The sequence below is a fragment of the Pseudomonas putida genome, assembly GCF_004357765.1.
GTDB lineage: Bacteria > Pseudomonadota > Gammaproteobacteria > Pseudomonadales > Pseudomonadaceae > Aquipseudomonas > Aquipseudomonas putida_U.
In genome coordinates this window covers 66,627-82,210 of record NZ_SMTE01000013.1, presented here as the reverse complement: position 1 = coordinate 82,210, position 15,584 = coordinate 66,627, and the positions used below count along the sequence as shown (strand labels likewise).

At 64.1% G+C, this 15,584-nt stretch carries 11 protein-coding genes; 8 read left to right on the top strand and 3 right to left on the bottom strand.

The features are described 5' to 3' along the window. Nucleotides 1–104 precede the first annotated feature (104 nt). Together E2H86_RS20085 and E2H86_RS20080 are read left to right on the top strand one after the other, a co-directional pair. Entirely contained in the window at nucleotides 105–2,561 is a 2,457-nt protein-coding gene (locus tag E2H86_RS20085) for an EAL domain-containing protein (protein ID WP_133330993.1), read from the top strand. A 37-nt stretch (nucleotides 2,562–2,598) separates the two neighbouring features. Beyond that, complete coding sequence (locus E2H86_RS20080) at nucleotides 2,599–3,384, top strand: TenA family transcriptional regulator (protein ID WP_133330991.1); 786 nt, start codon at nucleotides 2,599–2,601, stop codon at nucleotides 3,382–3,384. Nucleotides 3,385–3,561: 177 nt separating this feature from the next. On the opposite strand, the gene E2H86_RS20075 is transcribed toward E2H86_RS20080, so the two are convergent. The 3 genes from E2H86_RS20075 to ubiG form a co-directional block, all read right to left on the bottom strand. Beyond that, nucleotides 3,562–4,302 (bottom strand): YciK family oxidoreductase, encoded by a 741-nt coding sequence (locus E2H86_RS20075; protein ID WP_133330989.1) that lies wholly within the window; start codon nucleotides 4,300–4,302, stop codon nucleotides 3,562–3,564. A gap of 163 nt (nucleotides 4,303–4,465) precedes the next feature. Continuing rightward, the gene (gene mupP, locus E2H86_RS20070; protein ID WP_133330987.1) at nucleotides 4,466–5,137 is read right to left on the bottom strand and encodes an N-acetylmuramic acid 6-phosphate phosphatase MupP; all 672 of its coding nucleotides are present in this window, start codon (nucleotides 5,135–5,137) and stop codon (nucleotides 4,466–4,468) included. Nucleotides 5,138–5,139: 2 nt separating this feature from the next. After that, the gene (gene ubiG, locus E2H86_RS20065) at nucleotides 5,140–5,838 is read right to left on the bottom strand and encodes a bifunctional 2-polyprenyl-6-hydroxyphenol methylase/3-demethylubiquinol 3-O-methyltransferase UbiG (protein WP_133330985.1); all 699 of its coding nucleotides are present in this window, start codon (nucleotides 5,836–5,838) and stop codon (nucleotides 5,140–5,142) included. 110 nt (nucleotides 5,839–5,948) lie between these two features. On the opposite strand from ubiG, the gene mtnA reads away from it, so the two are divergent. From mtnA to cmk, 6 genes are all read left to right on the top strand, one after another. Further along, the gene (mtnA, locus tag E2H86_RS20060; protein WP_133330983.1) at nucleotides 5,949–7,025 is read left to right on the top strand and encodes an S-methyl-5-thioribose-1-phosphate isomerase; all 1,077 of its coding nucleotides are present in this window, start codon (nucleotides 5,949–5,951) and stop codon (nucleotides 7,023–7,025) included. A gap of 313 nt (nucleotides 7,026–7,338) precedes the next feature. Further along, nucleotides 7,339–10,101, top strand: coding sequence for a DNA gyrase subunit A (gene gyrA, locus E2H86_RS20055; RefSeq protein ID WP_133330981.1), 2,763 nt, complete (start codon nucleotides 7,339–7,341; stop codon nucleotides 10,099–10,101). Nucleotides 10,102–10,251: 150 nt separating this feature from the next. Further along, on the top strand, nucleotides 10,252–11,337 hold the full coding sequence (serC, locus tag E2H86_RS20050) for a 3-phosphoserine/phosphohydroxythreonine transaminase (RefSeq protein ID WP_133330979.1): 1,086 nt from the start codon (nucleotides 10,252–10,254) through the stop codon (nucleotides 11,335–11,337). Beyond that, a complete protein-coding gene (gene pheA / locus E2H86_RS20045; RefSeq protein ID WP_133330977.1) occupies nucleotides 11,337–12,431 on the top strand; it encodes a prephenate dehydratase in 1,095 nt (364 codons plus the stop codon). The genes serC and pheA overlap by 1 nt, the downstream gene beginning before the upstream one ends. Nucleotides 12,432–12,616: 185 nt before the next feature. After that, nucleotides 12,617–14,824: a bifunctional prephenate dehydrogenase/3-phosphoshikimate 1-carboxyvinyltransferase gene (locus E2H86_RS20040; RefSeq protein WP_243744085.1), complete on the top strand. Its 2,208-nt coding sequence runs from the start codon at nucleotides 12,617–12,619 to the stop codon at nucleotides 14,822–14,824. Beyond that, nucleotides 14,821–15,507, top strand: a complete 687-nt coding sequence (gene cmk / locus E2H86_RS20035) for a (d)CMP kinase (protein WP_133330973.1) — start codon at nucleotides 14,821–14,823, stop codon at nucleotides 15,505–15,507. The genes E2H86_RS20040 and cmk overlap by 4 nt, the downstream gene beginning before the upstream one ends. Nucleotides 15,508–15,584: the final 77 nt, after the last annotated feature.

Genomic DNA, 15,584 nt, shown 5'->3' with positions numbered 1-15,584 from the left:
CTTACATTCGCAACAAACAAATTCCCACCGCATAGATAGCAAATCGCCTACGCTTTGCTTGTCTGGGTCGATCCGTGCCTTATCTACTCTGCGACAGGGACTACATGAAGGGAAATCGGACTCTCGAAGCGCCAAGGCTGTTGGGCATCATTTGGCCATTTGTCGCGGTAGTGGTGTTCCAGATGCTACTGGGCAGCGTCAGCCTTTATGCGTTATCGGCCGTGCGCGCCTACGTCGCGGGTGAAAGCTTATGGTCCAAGGCGCAGAAAGATGCCATCTCCTATCTCAACCTGTACGCCGACAGCCGTGACGAGCGCGTCTATCAGCGTTACCGCCAGGCCATCAGCGTGCCTCAGGGCGATCGCGAGATGCGCGTGCTGCTCGAACAGTCCAGCCCCGACCTCGATGCTGCCCGCCGGGCGGTGCTGCAAGGCGGCAACCATCCCGAGGATGTCGAGCGGATCATCTGGTTCTATCGCAACTTCCGCCGGGTCAGCTACGTGCAGACGGCGATCGAGTATTGGGAGGTGGGCGACAGCTACCTGCGTCAGCTCGACGTACTGGCTCAGGTGATGCGCGAGCGAATCGCCGCCGGCCCGGTCGATGCCGAGCAAGTGGCCGCGTGGAAGGCGCGAATCGTCGCCATCGACGATGGCGTGACCCCGGCCTCCAAAGCGTTCAGCGCTGCCCTGGGCGAGGGGTCGCGCCTGCTCTTGCGCCTGCTGTTGGCCATCAACCTGCTGACCGCGCTGTTCCTGATCGCCATCGCCTGGCGCCGTTCGAGCAAGCTGCTGGCCCAGCGCCAGGCCTTCGCCAGCGCCCTGCAGGAGGAAAAAGAGCGGGCGCAGATCACCCTCCAGGCCATCGGTGATGCGGTGATCACCACCGATATGCATGGCTACATCGGTTACATGAACCCGGCCGCCGAACAACTGACCCACTGGCATGCCGGTCAGGCCGTGGGGCTGCCCTTGGCGGCCTTGTTCAGCCTGGTCGAGGAGCACGCCGATGACAGCAGCGCCGGCCTGGTCGAACAGGTGCTTTCCGGCACGCTCGATGGCGGCCCCGAGCACGCGCGCTTGATCCAGCGCCTGGACGGCAGCACGGTGTCGGTCAACCTGGTCGGCTCGCCGATCGTCAATCAGGGGCAGGTGGCCGGTATCGTCCTGGTGTTGCACGACATGACCCAGGAGCGGCAGTACATCGCCAATCTGTCGTGGCAGGCTACCCACGACGCCCTGACCGGGCTGGCCAACCGGCGCGAGTTCGAGTACCGCCTGGAGCAGGCCCTCAATGGCTTGGCGCGCCAAGCGGGACGGCATTCGCTGATGTTCCTCGACCTCGACCAGTTCAAGCTGGTCAACGACACCTGTGGCCATGCCGCTGGCGACGAGTTGTTGCGGCACATCTGCGCGGTGCTTCAGTCGGGGCTGCGCGAGAGTGACACCCTGGCCCGTCTGGGCGGTGATGAGTTCGGCATACTCCTGGAAAACTGCCCGCCGGACCAGGCCGAGCGCATCGCCGAGCAATTGCGCCAGGCCGTGCAGAGCCTGCATTTCGTGTGGAAGGGGCGGCCGTTCGTGACCACCGTGAGCATTGGTCTGGTGCACTTGGCGCAAGTGCCCAGCACCCTGGAAGGTTCGCTGCGGGCTGCCGACATGGCCTGCTACCTGGCCAAGGAAAAGGGCCGTAACCGGGTGCAGGTGTATCACGACGACGACAGCGAGTTGTCCACACGATTTGGCGAGATGGCCTGGATCCAACGCCTGCACGTGGCTTTGGAGGAAAACCGCTTCTGCCTGTATGCCCAGGAAATCGCCGCGCTCAGGCCCCACGAGGGCGCCGGCCATCTGGAGATCCTGCTGCGCCTGCAGGACGAGAGCGGCCGTATCATCCTGCCCGGCAGCTTCATCCCGGCCGCCGAGCGGTTCGGCCTGATGACGGCTATCGACCGCTGGGTGGTACGCAGTGTCTTCCAGGTCATCCGCCAGTGCCTGGATCAGGGCCGCGAGCGACCGCTGTCGATGTGTGCGATCAACCTGTCGGGCGCCAGTATCGGCGATGACATGTTCCTCGACTACCTGAAACGGCTGTTCGGCGAGTATGCCATCCCGGCGAAGATGATCTGTTTCGAGATCACCGAAACCACCGCCATCGCCAACCTCGGCAGTGCCATCCGCTTCATCAATGAATTGAAGGGCCTGGGCTGCAAGTTCTCCCTGGACGACTTCTGCGCCGGAATGTCGTCATTCGCCTATTTGAAGCATTTACCTGTGGACTTCTTGAAGATCGACGGAAGTTTTGTCAAAGATATGCTCGATGATCCGGTGAACCGGGCCATGGTCGAGGTGATCAACCATATTGGCCATGTCATGGGTAAACGGACCATTGCCGAGTTCGTCGAAACACCGCTGATCGAACAGGCCTTGCAGGAGATTGGCGTGGACTACGCCCAGGGCTACCTCATAGAGCGTCCCCAGGTGTTCACCGTCGACAGTCTGCAGCGCCAGCGGATTGCGACACGGCCTTTGTTGCATCGGGCGCCGGGGACATTCCGCTGACGCTGAACGTTGGATCACAAGGATCAAGGAGCTGAAAGTGATTGACGCATTCGTTCGTATTGGACCGTTAATGGATCCAGCCAGTTATCCGCAGTGGGCCCAACAGCTGATCGAAGATTGTCGCGAGAGCAAGCGCCGGGTGGTGGAGCATGAGTTCTACCAGCGTCTGCGCGATGGCCAGCTCAAACCGGCCACTGTGCGCCAGTACCTGATCGGGGGTTGGCCGGTGGTCGAGCAGTTTTCCCTGTACATGGCCCACAACCTGACCAAGACCCGCTATGCCCGCCATCCAGGTGAGGACATGGCGCGGCGCTGGCTGATGCGCAACATCCGCGTCGAGCTCAACCATGCCGACTACTGGGTGCATTGGTGTCAGGCCCATGGCGTGAGCCTGCATGACCTCCAGGCGCAGGAAGTGCCACCCGAGCTCAATGGCCTCAACGACTGGTGTTGGCGGGTCTGTACCACCGAGTCGCTGGCGGTCGCGATGGCCGCGACCAACTATGCCATCGAGGGTGCGACCGGAGAGTGGTCGGCGGTGGTCTGCGCGTCCGATACCTATGCCCAAGGTTTCCCCGAGGACGTGCGCAAGCGCGCGATGAAGTGGCTGCGCATGCATGCCCAGTACGACGATGCGCACCCGTGGGAGGCGTTGGAGATCATCTGCACCTTGGCGGGTGAGAACCCCAGCCAGGGGCTGCGCAATGAACTGCGTAAGGCGGTGTGCAAGAGCTATGACTGCATGTACTTGTTCTTGGAGCGGTGCATGCAGGTGGAAGGGCGCCAGGTAGGGCGGGCGCGGCCGGCGTTGGCGGCAGGCTGAGGGCTTTGGGGGCGGTGCCGGCCTCTTCGCGGGGCAAGCCCGCTCCCACAGGAACACCACAGTTTTCAAAGATTGTGTGTAACCTGAGCCCCAGGAACACCACAGTTTTCAAGACCTGTGGGGATCCTGTGGGAGCGGGCTTGCCCCGCGAAGAGGCCCGTGCAGACCCCCAATCTCTTACTGGGCGTCGAACGCCTGGCCATTCACCCCGGTACTGTCCGGCCCCATCAGGTACAGGTACACCGGCATGATGTCTTCAGGCAGCGGGTTGTTCTGCGGGTTCTCGCTGGGATAGGCCAGCGCCCGCATCGCCGTGCGTGTGGCTCCGGGGTTGATGCTGTTGGAACGCACCGGAGCTACGCCTTCGAGCTCGTCGGCCAAGGTCTGCATCAATCCCTCGGTGGCGAATTTCGATACCCCGTAAGCGCCCCAGTAAGCCCGGCCCTTGCGCCCGACGCTACTGGAGGTGAACACCACCGAGGCGTCCTCCGACAGCTTCAGCAGCGGCAGCAGGGTGCTGGTGAGCATGAACGTGGCGTTGACGTTGATGTGCATCACACGCATGAAGTTATCGCCCGAGAGCTGCTCCAGCGGGGTTCGCGGGCCGATGATCGAGGCGTTGTTGAGCAAGCCGTCGAGGCGGCCGAACTGCTCCTCGATCATCACTGCCAATTCGTCGTACTGGTGCGCCAGAGCGGTTTCCAGGTTGAACGGGATCACCACCGGCTGCGGGTGACCGGCGGCCTCGATCTGATCGTAGACCTCGTTGAGGTTGGCTTCGGTCTTGCCCAGCAGTAGCACGGTGGCACCCAAGGCGGCATAGGCCTTGGCAGCTGCGGCGCCAATGCCGCGGCCGGCACCGGTGACCAGGATGACGCGGCCCTTGAGCAGGTCGGGGCGGGCGGTGTAGTCGTACATCAGATTATCCCTTGTTCAATGGGGAAGGTGCCGAGCCTCGTGGGAGCGGGCTTGCCCGCCAAGCCGACACCGTGGTGGATGGCACGGGCTTCGTCCGTGTTCGCGGGACAAGCCCGCTCCCACAGGGGTAGGGCGTATGCGGATTCCTGGACCAGGTATCGGCTCAGCAACCGCACAGTGCGCTGTCGATCACCTTGCGCAAGTCCAGTGGGCGGTCCACCACCACATCGGCGCCCCAGTTGTTCGGGTTGTCCTGAGGATGAATATAGCCGTAGCGCACCGCTGCCGTGCGGGTGCCGGCAGCGCGGCCGGACTCGATGTCGCGCAGGTCGTCGCCGACGAACAGCACGCTGGCGGGGTCCAGCTTCAGCGTGGTGCAGGCCAGGATCAGCGGCTCGGGGTCGGGCTTGCTGTTCTTCACGTGGTCGGGGCAGATCAGCAGGGCAGAGCGCTCGGCCAAGCCCAGGCGTTGCATGATCGGTTCGGCGAAGCGCACCGGCTTGTTGGTGACCACGCCCCAGATCAGGTTGCCTTTCTCGATGTCCTCCAGCAGCTCGGCCATGCCGTCGAACAGTTTGCTGTGCACCGCGCAATCGCGTTGGTAGCGCTCCAGGAACTCCAGGCGCAGAGCCTCGAAACCTTCGGCTTGCGGATCCATCGCGAAGGTCGTGGCGACCATCGCCCGGGCACCGCCCGAAATCACGCCACGGATCAGCTCATCGTCCACTGGCGGCAGGCCGCGATCGGCGAGCATCGCCTGACAGATGGCGATGAAGTCCGGCGCCGTGTCGAGCAGGGTGCCGTCCATGTCGAAGAGTACTGCTCGCAAACGCATGCTCATTCCTCGCGCAGGGTCTGGATCATGTAGTTGACGTCGACATCGCTGCCGAGCTTGTAGTGCTTGGTCAGCGGGTTGTAGGTCAGGCCGATGATGTCCTTGACCTCGAGGCCGGCTGCGCGGCTCCAGGCGCCCAGTTCGGAGGGACGGATGAATTTCTTGAAGTCGTGGGTGCCGCGCGGCAGCATCTTCAGGATGTACTCGGCGCCGATGATGGCCAGCAGGTAGGCCTTGGGGTTGCGGTTGATGGTCGAGAAGAACACCTGGCCGCCCGGCTTGACCATGCGGTAGCAAGCGCGGATAACGGAAGACGGGTCGGGTACGTGCTCGAGCATTTCCAGGCAGGTGACCACATCGAACTGCCCGGGCATTTCCTCGGCCAGGGCCTCGGCGGTGATCTGCCGGTACTCGACCTGGACGCCGGATTCCAACTGGTGCAGCTGGGCCACGGCCAGGGGCGCCTCGCCCATGTCGATGCCGGTGACGCTGGCGCCACGCAGGGCCATGGATTCGCTGAGGATGCCGCCGCCGCAGCCGACGTCGAGCACCTTCTTGCCGGCCAGGCCGACGCGCTCGTCGATCCAGTTGACGCGCAGCGGGTTGATCTCGTGCAGCGGCTTGAACTCGCTCTCGCGGTCCCACCAGCGGTGGGCCAGGGCCTCGAACTTGGCGATTTCGGCGTGGTCGACGTTGCTCATTGAACAGTCCTCGGGAACGTGTACTTCAAAGGGCGCAGTATACCCGAGCGTCTGCGGCGCAGGGTCGCTATAATCGCCGGCTTTTAATGTGCGAACGACGGGGAGAGGCGATGCGCGAGCAACTTTTGGCGGCGGAGAAGGTGACCGGCATTCGCTGGCACGACGGCTGCCTGCACCTGCTCGACCAGCGTCTGCTGCCAGCGCAGGAGCGCTGGCTGACCTGCGACGATGTAACGCAGGTGGTGGTGGCTATTCGTGACATGGCCGTGCGCGGCGCGGCAGCGATCGGCATCGCCGCGGCCTATGGCTTGGTGCTGGCCCTGGAAGAGCGCTTGGCCCAGGGTGGCGATTGGGAGCAGGACCTGGAAGAGGACTTCCTCAGCCTGGCCGAGGCACGCCCCACCGCCGCCAACCTGTTCTGGGCGCTCAACCGCATGCGCGAACGCCTGCAACGGGTGCGTCCCGAGGACGACGTGCTGGCGGCGCTGGAGGCCGAGGCGCTCGCGATTCACGAAAGCGACCGCGAGGCCAACCTGACCATGGCCCAGCACGGCATCGAACTGATCCGTCGTCACCAGGGCAACCAGCAGGCCTTGCTGACCTACGGCAATGCCGGCGCGCTGGCCTGTGGCGGTATCGGCACGGCGTTAGGGGTGATTCGCGCGGGCTTTCTGGAGGGCATGGTCGAGCGGGTCTACGCCGGCGAGACCCGTCCCTGGCTGCACGGCTCGCGGGTGACGGCGTGGGAATTGGCCAACGAAGGCATCCCCGTGACCCTGTGCGCCGATTCTGCGCTGGCCCACCTGATGAAGACCAAGGGCATCACCTGGGTGGTGGTGGGGGCCGACTGCATCGCCGCCAACGGCGATGTAGCGAGCAAGATCGGCACCTACCAGCTGGCGGTGAGTGCCATGCACCATGGTGTGCGCTTCATGGTGGTGGCGCCGAGCACCAGCATCGACCTGAACCTGGCCTGCGGCGAGGACATTCCCCTGGAAGAGCGCGCCGCCGATGAATTGCTGGACCTGGCCGGCACCCGGGTGGCAGCGGATGTCGAGGTGTTCAATCCGGTGTTCGATGTGACTCCGGCCGACCTGATCGACGTGATCGTGACCGAACGAGGCATCGTCGAGCGCCCGGACACGGCCAAGCTGGCCCAGTTGATGTGCCGCAAGCGGTTGCATTGAGGGGCGGGATTGGCTTGGCGGGTGGGTTGTGGTGTGGCGGATATCGAGCGCCGCCCGCGCGGCGCTCGATATCCGCCGCGCCGCAACTCTCCCTGCTGCCACCCCAGCCATATCTCCCCACCCGTAACGCCTTTGTGATAACATCCGGCAGTTTCCAAGACCGCCCACGACGGCGGCCTTCATTGCGCAGATCCATGGCACAACTCATTGATTTGTCGTAAGTCGTCGCTCCCTTTTGCGTTGCGGCGGCGAGCTTCGTTCGGCCCTTGATGGAGGCTGCGAAGTTTCACCAGAAAAAGGAATCAGGCTTCTCATGGGCGAACTGGCCAAAGAAATCCTCCCGGTCAATATCGAAGACGAACTGAGACAGTCTTACCTCGACTACGCGATGAGCGTGATTGTCGGGCGAGCGCTGCCCGATGCGCGTGACGGCTTGAAGCCCGTGCATCGCCGCGTTCTCTATGCGATGAGCGAACTGGGCAACGACTGGAACAAGCCGTACAAGAAGTCCGCCCGTGTGGTCGGTGACGTCATCGGTAAGTACCACCCCCACGGCGACACTGCGGTCTACGACACCATCGTGCGTATGGCCCAGCCGTTCTCGCTGCGCTACCTGCTGGTCGACGGCCAGGGCAACTTCGGTTCGGTGGACGGCGACAACGCCGCAGCCATGCGATACACCGAAGTGCGCATGGCCAAGCTGGCTCACGAGCTGCTGGCCGACCTGCACAAGGAAACGGTCGACTGGGTGCCCAACTACGACGGCACCGAGCAGATCCCGGCGGTCATGCCGACCCGTATCCCCAACCTGCTGGTCAACGGCTCCAGCGGTATCGCCGTGGGCATGGCGACCAACATCCCGCCGCACAACCTCGGCGAGGTCATCGACGGCTGCCTGGCGCTGATCGACAACCCCGAGGTCACCGTCGACGAGCTGATGCAGTACATCCCCGGCCCCGATTTCCCCACCGCCGGCCTGATCAACGGTCGCCAGGGCATCATCGAGGCTTATCGCACCGGCCGTGGCCGCATCTACATGCGCGCCCGCTCCGAGATCGAGGACATCGACAAGGTCGGTGGCCGTCAGCAGATCGTCGTCACCGAGCTGCCGTATCAGCTGAACAAGGCTCGCCTGATCGAGAAGATCGCCGAGCTGGTCAAAGAGAAGAAGATCGAAGGCATCACCGAGCTGCGCGACGAGTCCGACAAGGATGGCATGCGCATCGTCATCGAGCTGCGTCGCGGCGAGGTGCCGGAGGTGGTGCTCAACAATCTGTACTCGCAGACCCAGCTGCAGAGCGTGTTCGGCATCAACGTCGTGGCCCTGGTCGATGGCCGACCGCGGCTGCTCAACCTCAAGGACCTGCTCGAAGCCTTCGTTCGTCACCGCCGTGAGGTGGTCACCCGGCGTACCGTGTTCGAGCTGCGCAAGGCCCGTGAGCGCGGCCACATCCTCGAAGGCCAGGCTGTCGCGCTGTCCAACATCGACCCGGTCATCGCCCTGATCAAGGCCTCGCCGACGCCGTCCGAAGCCAAGGAAGCCTTGATTTCCACGGCCTGGGAGTCCAGTGCCGTACAGGTCATGGTCGAGCGCGCCGGCGCCGATTCCTGCCGTCCGGAAGACCTGCCAGAGCAATACGGCCTGCGTGATGGCAAGTATTACCTGTCGCCTGAGCAGGCCCAGGCCATCCTCGACCTGCGCCTGCACCGCCTGACCGGCCTGGAGCACGAGAAGCTGCTGGCCGAGTACCAGGAAATCCTCGAGCAGATCGGCGAACTGATCCGCATCCTCAGCAGTGCCCAGCGCCTGATGGAAGTGATCCGCGAAGAGCTCGAAGCTATCCGTGCCGAATACGGCGATGCCCGTCGCACCGAGATCCTCGATGCCCGTCACGACCTCAACTACGGCGACATGATCCCCGAAGAAGAGCGCGTGGTGACCATCTCCCACGGCGGCTATGCCAAGACTCAGCCGCTGTCTGCCTACCAGGCTCAGCGCCGTGGCGGCAAGGGCAAGTCGGCCACCGGTGTCAAGGACGAGGACTACATCGAGCACCTGCTGGTCGCCAACAGCCACGCCACCCTGCTGCTGTTCTCCAGCAAGGGCAAGGTGTACTGGCTCAAGACCTACGACATTCCCGAGGCCTCCCGCGCCGCCCGTGGTCGCCCGCTGGTCAACCTGCTGCCGCTGGAGGAGGGTGAGCGCATCACCGCCATGCTGCAGATCGACCTCGAAGCCCTGCAGCAAAACGCCGATCCGGACGAAGAGCTGGAAGACGGCGATGACGGCGTGATCGAAGGCGAAGTGGTCGAGGTCGAGGAAGTCGACGAAGAAGACGGCGATACCCCTGAGTGGGTGGCCGAGCCGACCGGCGCCTATATCTTCATGGCCACCGCTTCCGGTACCGTCAAGAAGACTCCGCTGGTTCAGTTCGCTCGTCCGCGCTCCAACGGCCTGATCGCCCTGAAGCTCAAGGAAGGTGACACCCTGATCGCCGCGGCCATCACCGACGGCGCCAAGGAAGTCATGATGTTCTCCGACGCCGGCAAGGTGATCCGCTTCGCCGAGAGCGTGGTTCGCGAAATGGGCCGTACCGCCCGTGGCGTACGAGGCATGAAACTGGGCAAGGGCCAGCGCATCATCTCGATGCTGATCCCTGAGTCCGGCGCGCAGATCCTCACCGCCTCCGAGCGGGGCTTCGGCAAGCGCACGCCGCTGTCCAAGTTCCCGCGTCGCGGTCGCGGTGGTCAAGGCGTGATCGCCATGGGCACCAAGGGGCGCAATGGATTGCTGATCGGCGCCATCCAGGTGCAGGAAGGCGAGGAGATCATGCTGATCTCCGACCAAGGCACCCTGGTACGGACACGGGTCGGTGAAGTGTCCAGCCTGGGCCGTAACACCCAGGGCGTGACGCTGATCAAGCTGGCCAGCGACGAGACATTGGTAGGCCTGGAGCGAATCCAGGAGCCGTCCGAAGACGAATTCGATGAGGCCATCGAAGGGGACGAGGAGGGCGTCCAGGCCGACGCGCCGGATGATGAAGCTGCGGGTGCCGAAGAGGCTCCGCAGGAGTAAGCAAGCGTAAAACCCGAGCGGGGCGACCAAGGTCGCCCCGTTTGACTGTGTAGGAGCGAGCGCAGCTCGCGATGCAGGCGCCACGGTTCCTGCATGGGATGTGGCAACCGAATTACGATTTTGTTCTATTTATGCAGAGCGAGAGTGGATGTGAGCAAACGAGCCTTTAACTTCTGCGCAGGCCCCGCCGCGCTTCCTGACGCCGTGCTGCAGCGTGCCCAGGCCGAAATGCTGGACTGGCGTGGCAAGGGCTTGTCGGTGATGGAGATGAGCCATCGCAGCGACGACTACGTGGCCATTGCAGAGAAGGCCGAGCAGGACCTGCGTGACCTGTTGTCCATCCCCTCCAATTACAAGGTCCTGTTCCTGCAGGGTGGCGCCAGCCAGCAGTTCGCCGAGATTCCGCTGAACCTGCTGCCGGAAAACGGCACTGCCGATTACATCGAGACCGGCATCTGGTCGAAAAAGGCCATCGAAGAAGCGCGCCGCTTCGGTCACGTCAATGTCGCTGCCAGCGCCAAGCCATACGACTACCTGGCCATTCCTGGCCAGAACGAGTGGAACCTGACCCCGAACGCCGCCTACGTTCACTACGCGTCCAACGAGACCATCGGTGGTCTGCAGTTCGACTGGGTACCCGAGACCGGTGACGTGCCACTGGTGGTCGACATGTCGTCCGATATCCTCTCGCGCCCGATCGATGTCTCGCAGTACGGCATGATCTACGCCGGCGCGCAGAAGAACATCGGCCCCAGCGGCCTGGTGGTGGTGATCGTCCGTGAAGACCTGATCGGCCACGCTCGCAGCCACTGCCCGACCATGCTCGACTACAAAGTCGCTGCCGACAACGGTTCGATGTACAACACCCCGGCCACCTATTCGTGGTACCTCTCCGGCCTGGTCTTCGAGTGGCTCAAGGAGCAGGGTGGCGTCGAGGCCATGGAGCAGCGCAACCGCGCCAAGAAAGACCGTCTCTACGGCTTCATCGACGCTAGCGAGTTCTACACCAACCCGATCAGCCACAATGCCCGTTCGTGGATGAACGTACCCTTCCGCCTGGCCGACGAGCGCCTGGACAAGGCCTTCCTGGCCGGTGCCGATGCCCGTGGCCTGCTCAACCTCAAGGGTCACCGTTCGGTGGGCGGCATGCGCGCTTCGATTTACAACGCCTTGGGCCTGGAGGCCGTCGAGGCCCTGGTGGCCTACATGGCTGAATTCGAGAAGGAGCACGGCTGATGTCCGAGCAGGAACTCAAGGCGCTGCGCGTGCGCATCGACAGCCTCGACGAGAAGATCCTCGAGCTGATCAGCGATCGCGCCCGTTGCGCCCAGGAAGTGGCCAAGGTCAAGACCGCCTCGCTGGCCGAGGGCGAAAAGCCGGTGTTCTATCGTCCCGAGCGTGAAGCTGCCGTGCTCAAGCGCGTGATGGAGCGCAACAAGGGCCCGCTGGGCAACGAAGAGATGGCGCGGTTGTTCCGCGAGATCATGTCCTCGTGCCTGGCCCTGGAAGAGCCGCTCAAGGTCGCCTACCTCGGCCCCGAGGGCACCTTCACCCAGGCCGCAGCCATGAAGCACTTCGGCCACGCCGTGATCAGCCGCCCAATGGCGGCCATCGACGAAGTGTTCCGCGAAGTAGCGGCCGGTGCCGTCAACTTCGGTGTGGTGCCGGTGGAGAACTCCACCGAAGGTGCGGTCAGCCACACCCTGGACAGCTTCCTCGAGCACGACATGGTGATCTGCGGCGAGGTGGAGTTGCGTATCCACCATCACCTGCTGGTAGGCGAGAACACCAAGACCGACAGCATCACCCGCATCTATTCCCACGCCCAGTCGCTGGCCCAGTGCCGCAAGTGGCTGGACGCCCACTACCCGAACGTCGAGCGCGTGGCGGTCTCGAGCAATGCCGAGGCGGCCAAGCGGGTGAAGGGTGAGTGGAATTCGGCGGCCATCGCCGGCGATATGGCGGCCAACCTGTACGGTTTGACCCGTCTTGCCGAGAAGATCGAGGACCGTCCGGACAACTCCACGCGCTTCCTGATGATCGGCAACCAGGAAGTGCCGCCGACCGGTGACGACAAGACCTCGATCATCGTGTCGATGAGCAACAAGCCTGGCGCCCTGCACGAGCTGCTGGTGCCGTTCCACGACAACGGCATCGACCTGACCCGTATCGAGACCCGTCCGTCGCGTAGCGGCAAGTGGACCTACGTGTTCTTCATCGACTTCGTCGGCCACCACCGCGATCCGCTGATCAAGGCGGTGCTGGAGAAGATCAGTCAGGAAGCCGTGGCGCTCAAGGTGCTGGGGTCGTATCCCAAGGCGGTGCTTTGATCTGGGGCATTGGCGCCGCTCGGCGTTTCTTCAGGGTTCCACGCTGGGCGGTTTCACCCGTTCACTGTGGGAGCGGGCTTGCCCGCGAAGGGGCGCGAAGCGACCCAATGGCCCTCCCAGGCTGTCTCGATTTCTGAACAAGGTCCGCGCCCGTGGTAAATGCAGCAAAAACCAAATCCGCGCCAATCATCGACCGCCTGGTGGTGGTCGGCCTCGGCCTGATCGGCGGTTCGTTCGCCAAGGGCCTGCGTGAAAGCGGCCTGTGCCGCGAAGTGGTCGGCGTCGACCTCGACGCCCCGTCGCGCAAGCAGGCCGTGGCCCTCGGCGTCGTCGACCGCTGCGAAGAAGACCTCGCCGTGGCCTGTGTCGGCGCCGACGTGATCCAACTCGCCGTGCCGATCCTGGCCATGGAAAAGCTCCTGGGGCGCCTGGCGCAGCTCGACCTTGGCCATGCCGTCATCACCGACGTTGGCAGTGCCAAGGGCAACGTGGTGCGTGCCGCTCGCGACGTATTCGGCACCCGCCTGCCACGTTTCGTCCCTGGCCACCCGATCGCCGGCTCTGAGCAGAGCGGGGTAGAGGCCTCGAACGCAGCGTTGTTCCGCCGCCACAAGGTCATCCTCACGCCCCTGGCCGAAACCGACCCGGCCGCCCTGGCCCTGGTCGACCGCCTGTGGCGCGCCCTGGGCGCCGATGTCGAGCACATGACGGTCGAACGCCACGACGAAGTCCTGGCCGCCACCAGCCATCTGCCGCACCTGCTGGCATTCGGCTTGGTCGATTCGCTGGCCAAGCGCAATGAAAACCTGGAGATCTTCCGGTACGCTGCGGGGGGCTTTCGCGATTTCACCCGAATCGCCGGCAGCGATCCGACCATGTGGCATGACATCTTCCTCGCCAATCGCGAGGCTGTCCTGCGCACCTTGGATACATTTCGCAGCGACCTCGACGCATTGCGCGACGCGGTCGATGCAGGGGACGGGCACCAGTTGCTGGGTGTATTCACCCGCGCACGGTTTGCCCGCGAGCATTTCAGTAAAATCCTGGCCCGCCGGGCCTATGTGGACGCTATGAACGCCAACGATCTGATTTTCCTGGCCCAACCGGGTGGCCGCGTGTCCGGACGGATCCGCGTACCGGGCGACAAGTCGATTTCCCACCGTTCGATCATGCTCGGCTCGCTGGCCGAAGGCACGACCGAGGTCGAAGGCTTCCTCGAAGGCGAGGATGCCCTGGCGACCCTGCAGGCCTTCCGCGACATGGGGGTGGTCATCGAGGGCCCGAACCACGGGCGCGTGACCATCCATGGCGTCGGCCTGCATGGCCTCAAGCCACCACCCGGGCCACTGTACGTGGGTAACTCCGGCACCTCGATGCGCCTGCTGTCGGGCCTGCTGGCCGGCCAGCCGTTCGACGTCACCATGACTGGCGATGCCTCGCTGTCCAAGCGTCCGATGAACCGCGTGGCCAACCCGCTGCGGGAAATGGGCGCGGTAGTCGAGACCGGCCCGGACGGTCGTCCGCCGCTGACCATTCGCGGTGGTCACAAACTCAAGGCGCTGAACTACACGCTGCCGATGGCCAGTGCCCAGGTCAAATCCTGCCTGCTGCTCGCTGGCCTGTACGCCGAAGGCACCACCACCGTCACCGAGCCGGCACCGACCCGCGATCACACCGAGCGCATGCTTCGTGGTTTCGGCTATGCGGTAGAGAGCAACGGCCCGGTCGCCTCGCTGCAGTCCGGTGGCAAGCTCACCGCTACCCGCATCGAAGTGCCAGCGGATATCTCCTCGGCGGCCTTCTTCCTGGTCGCCGCGTCGATCGCCCAGGGCTCGGAGCTGGTGCTCGAGCACGTCGGCATCAACCCGACCCGTACCGGTGTGATCGACATCCTGCGCCTGATGGGCGGCGACATCACCCTGGAAAACCAGCGTGAAGTTGGCGGCGAGCCGGTGGCCGATCTGCGTGTGCGTGGCACCCAGCTCAAGGGCATCGAGATCCCCGAGGCCCTGGTGCCGCTGGCGATCGACGAATTCCCGGTGCTGTTCGTCGCCGCCGCCTGCGCTGAAGGCCGCACCGTGCTGCGTGGCGCCGAAGAGCTGCGGGTCAAGGAATCGGACCGCATCCAGGTGATGGCCGACGGCCTGACCGCCCTGGGCGTGAAGTGCGAGCCGACCCCCGACGGCATCATCATCGACGGCGGCCAGATTGGCGGCGGCGAAGTGCACGGTCACGGCGACCACCGCATCGCCATGGCCTTCAGCGTGGCCTCGCTGCGCGCCAGCGCCCCGATTCGCATCCACGACTGCGCCAACGTCGCCACCTCGTTCCCGAACTTCCTGGCGCTGTGCGCCGAAGTCGGCATCCGCGTGGCCGAAGAGGGCAAGTCGTGATCGCTCAAGCGCCTGTCATCACCATCGACGGCCCAAGCGGTTCCGGCAAGGGCACCGTTGCCGGCCTGTTGGCCCGCGAACTGGGCTGGAGATTGCTCGACTCCGGCGCTCTGTACCGGTTGCTGGCGTTCAATGCCACCAACCATGGTGTCGACCTGACCAACGAAGAACTGCTCAAGGCCTTGGCCGCCCATCTGGATGTGCAGTTCATCGCCGCTGAGCCGGGTAAGCTGCAACAGATCATTCTCGAAGGCGAAGACGTCAGCAACGTCATCCGCACCGAGACGGTCGGTGCCGGCGCCTCGATGGTCGCCTCGCTGCCGGCCGTGCGTGAGGCGCTGCTGCAGCGCCAGCGCGCCTTCCGCGAGCTGCCAGGGTTGATCGCCGATGGTCGTGACATGGGCACCGTGGTGTTCCCCGACGCGCCGCTGAAGGTGTTTCTCACCGCCAGTGCCGAGGAGCGTGCCCGCCGCCGCTACCTCCAGTTGAAGGGCAAAGGCGAAGATGTTAGTCTGTCGAGTCTGCTAGATGAGATTCGTGCGCGTGATGAGCGCGACACCCAGCGTGCGGTGGCCCCGCTGAAGCCAGCGGCCGACGCCATCCAGTTGGACTCCACCGAGTTGTCCATCGAGCAGGTGTTGCAACGTATCAGGAGCGAGCTCGCCCAGCGCGATCTGCTCTGATAGCCAGGAGAGCAGGCAGGGGCACCAGTCAACGTCCTGCCGGCTTTCCTTTACTTAAAACAAACCCACATTGTCTG

Bases quoted from the DNA above. Each gene is read 5' to 3' on its own strand.
- E2H86_RS20085 (WP_133330993.1), top strand. From the start codon at position 105: ATGAAGGGAAATCGGACTCTCGAAGCGCCAAGGCTGTTGGGCATCATT.
- E2H86_RS20075 (WP_133330989.1), bottom strand. From the start codon at position 4,302: ATGTACGACTACACCGCCCGCCCCGACCTGCTCAAGGGCCGCGTCATC.
- mupP (WP_133330987.1), bottom strand. From the start codon at position 5,137: ATGCGTTTGCGAGCAGTACTCTTCGACATGGACGGCACCCTGCTCGAC.
- ubiG (WP_133330985.1), bottom strand. From the start codon at position 5,838: ATGAGCAACGTCGACCACGCCGAAATCGCCAAGTTCGAGGCCCTGGCC.
- mtnA (WP_133330983.1), top strand. From the start codon at position 5,949: ATGCGCGAGCAACTTTTGGCGGCGGAGAAGGTGACCGGCATTCGCTGG.
- gyrA (WP_133330981.1), top strand. From the start codon at position 7,339: ATGGGCGAACTGGCCAAAGAAATCCTCCCGGTCAATATCGAAGACGAA.
- pheA (WP_133330977.1), top strand. From the start codon at position 11,337: ATGTCCGAGCAGGAACTCAAGGCGCTGCGCGTGCGCATCGACAGCCTC.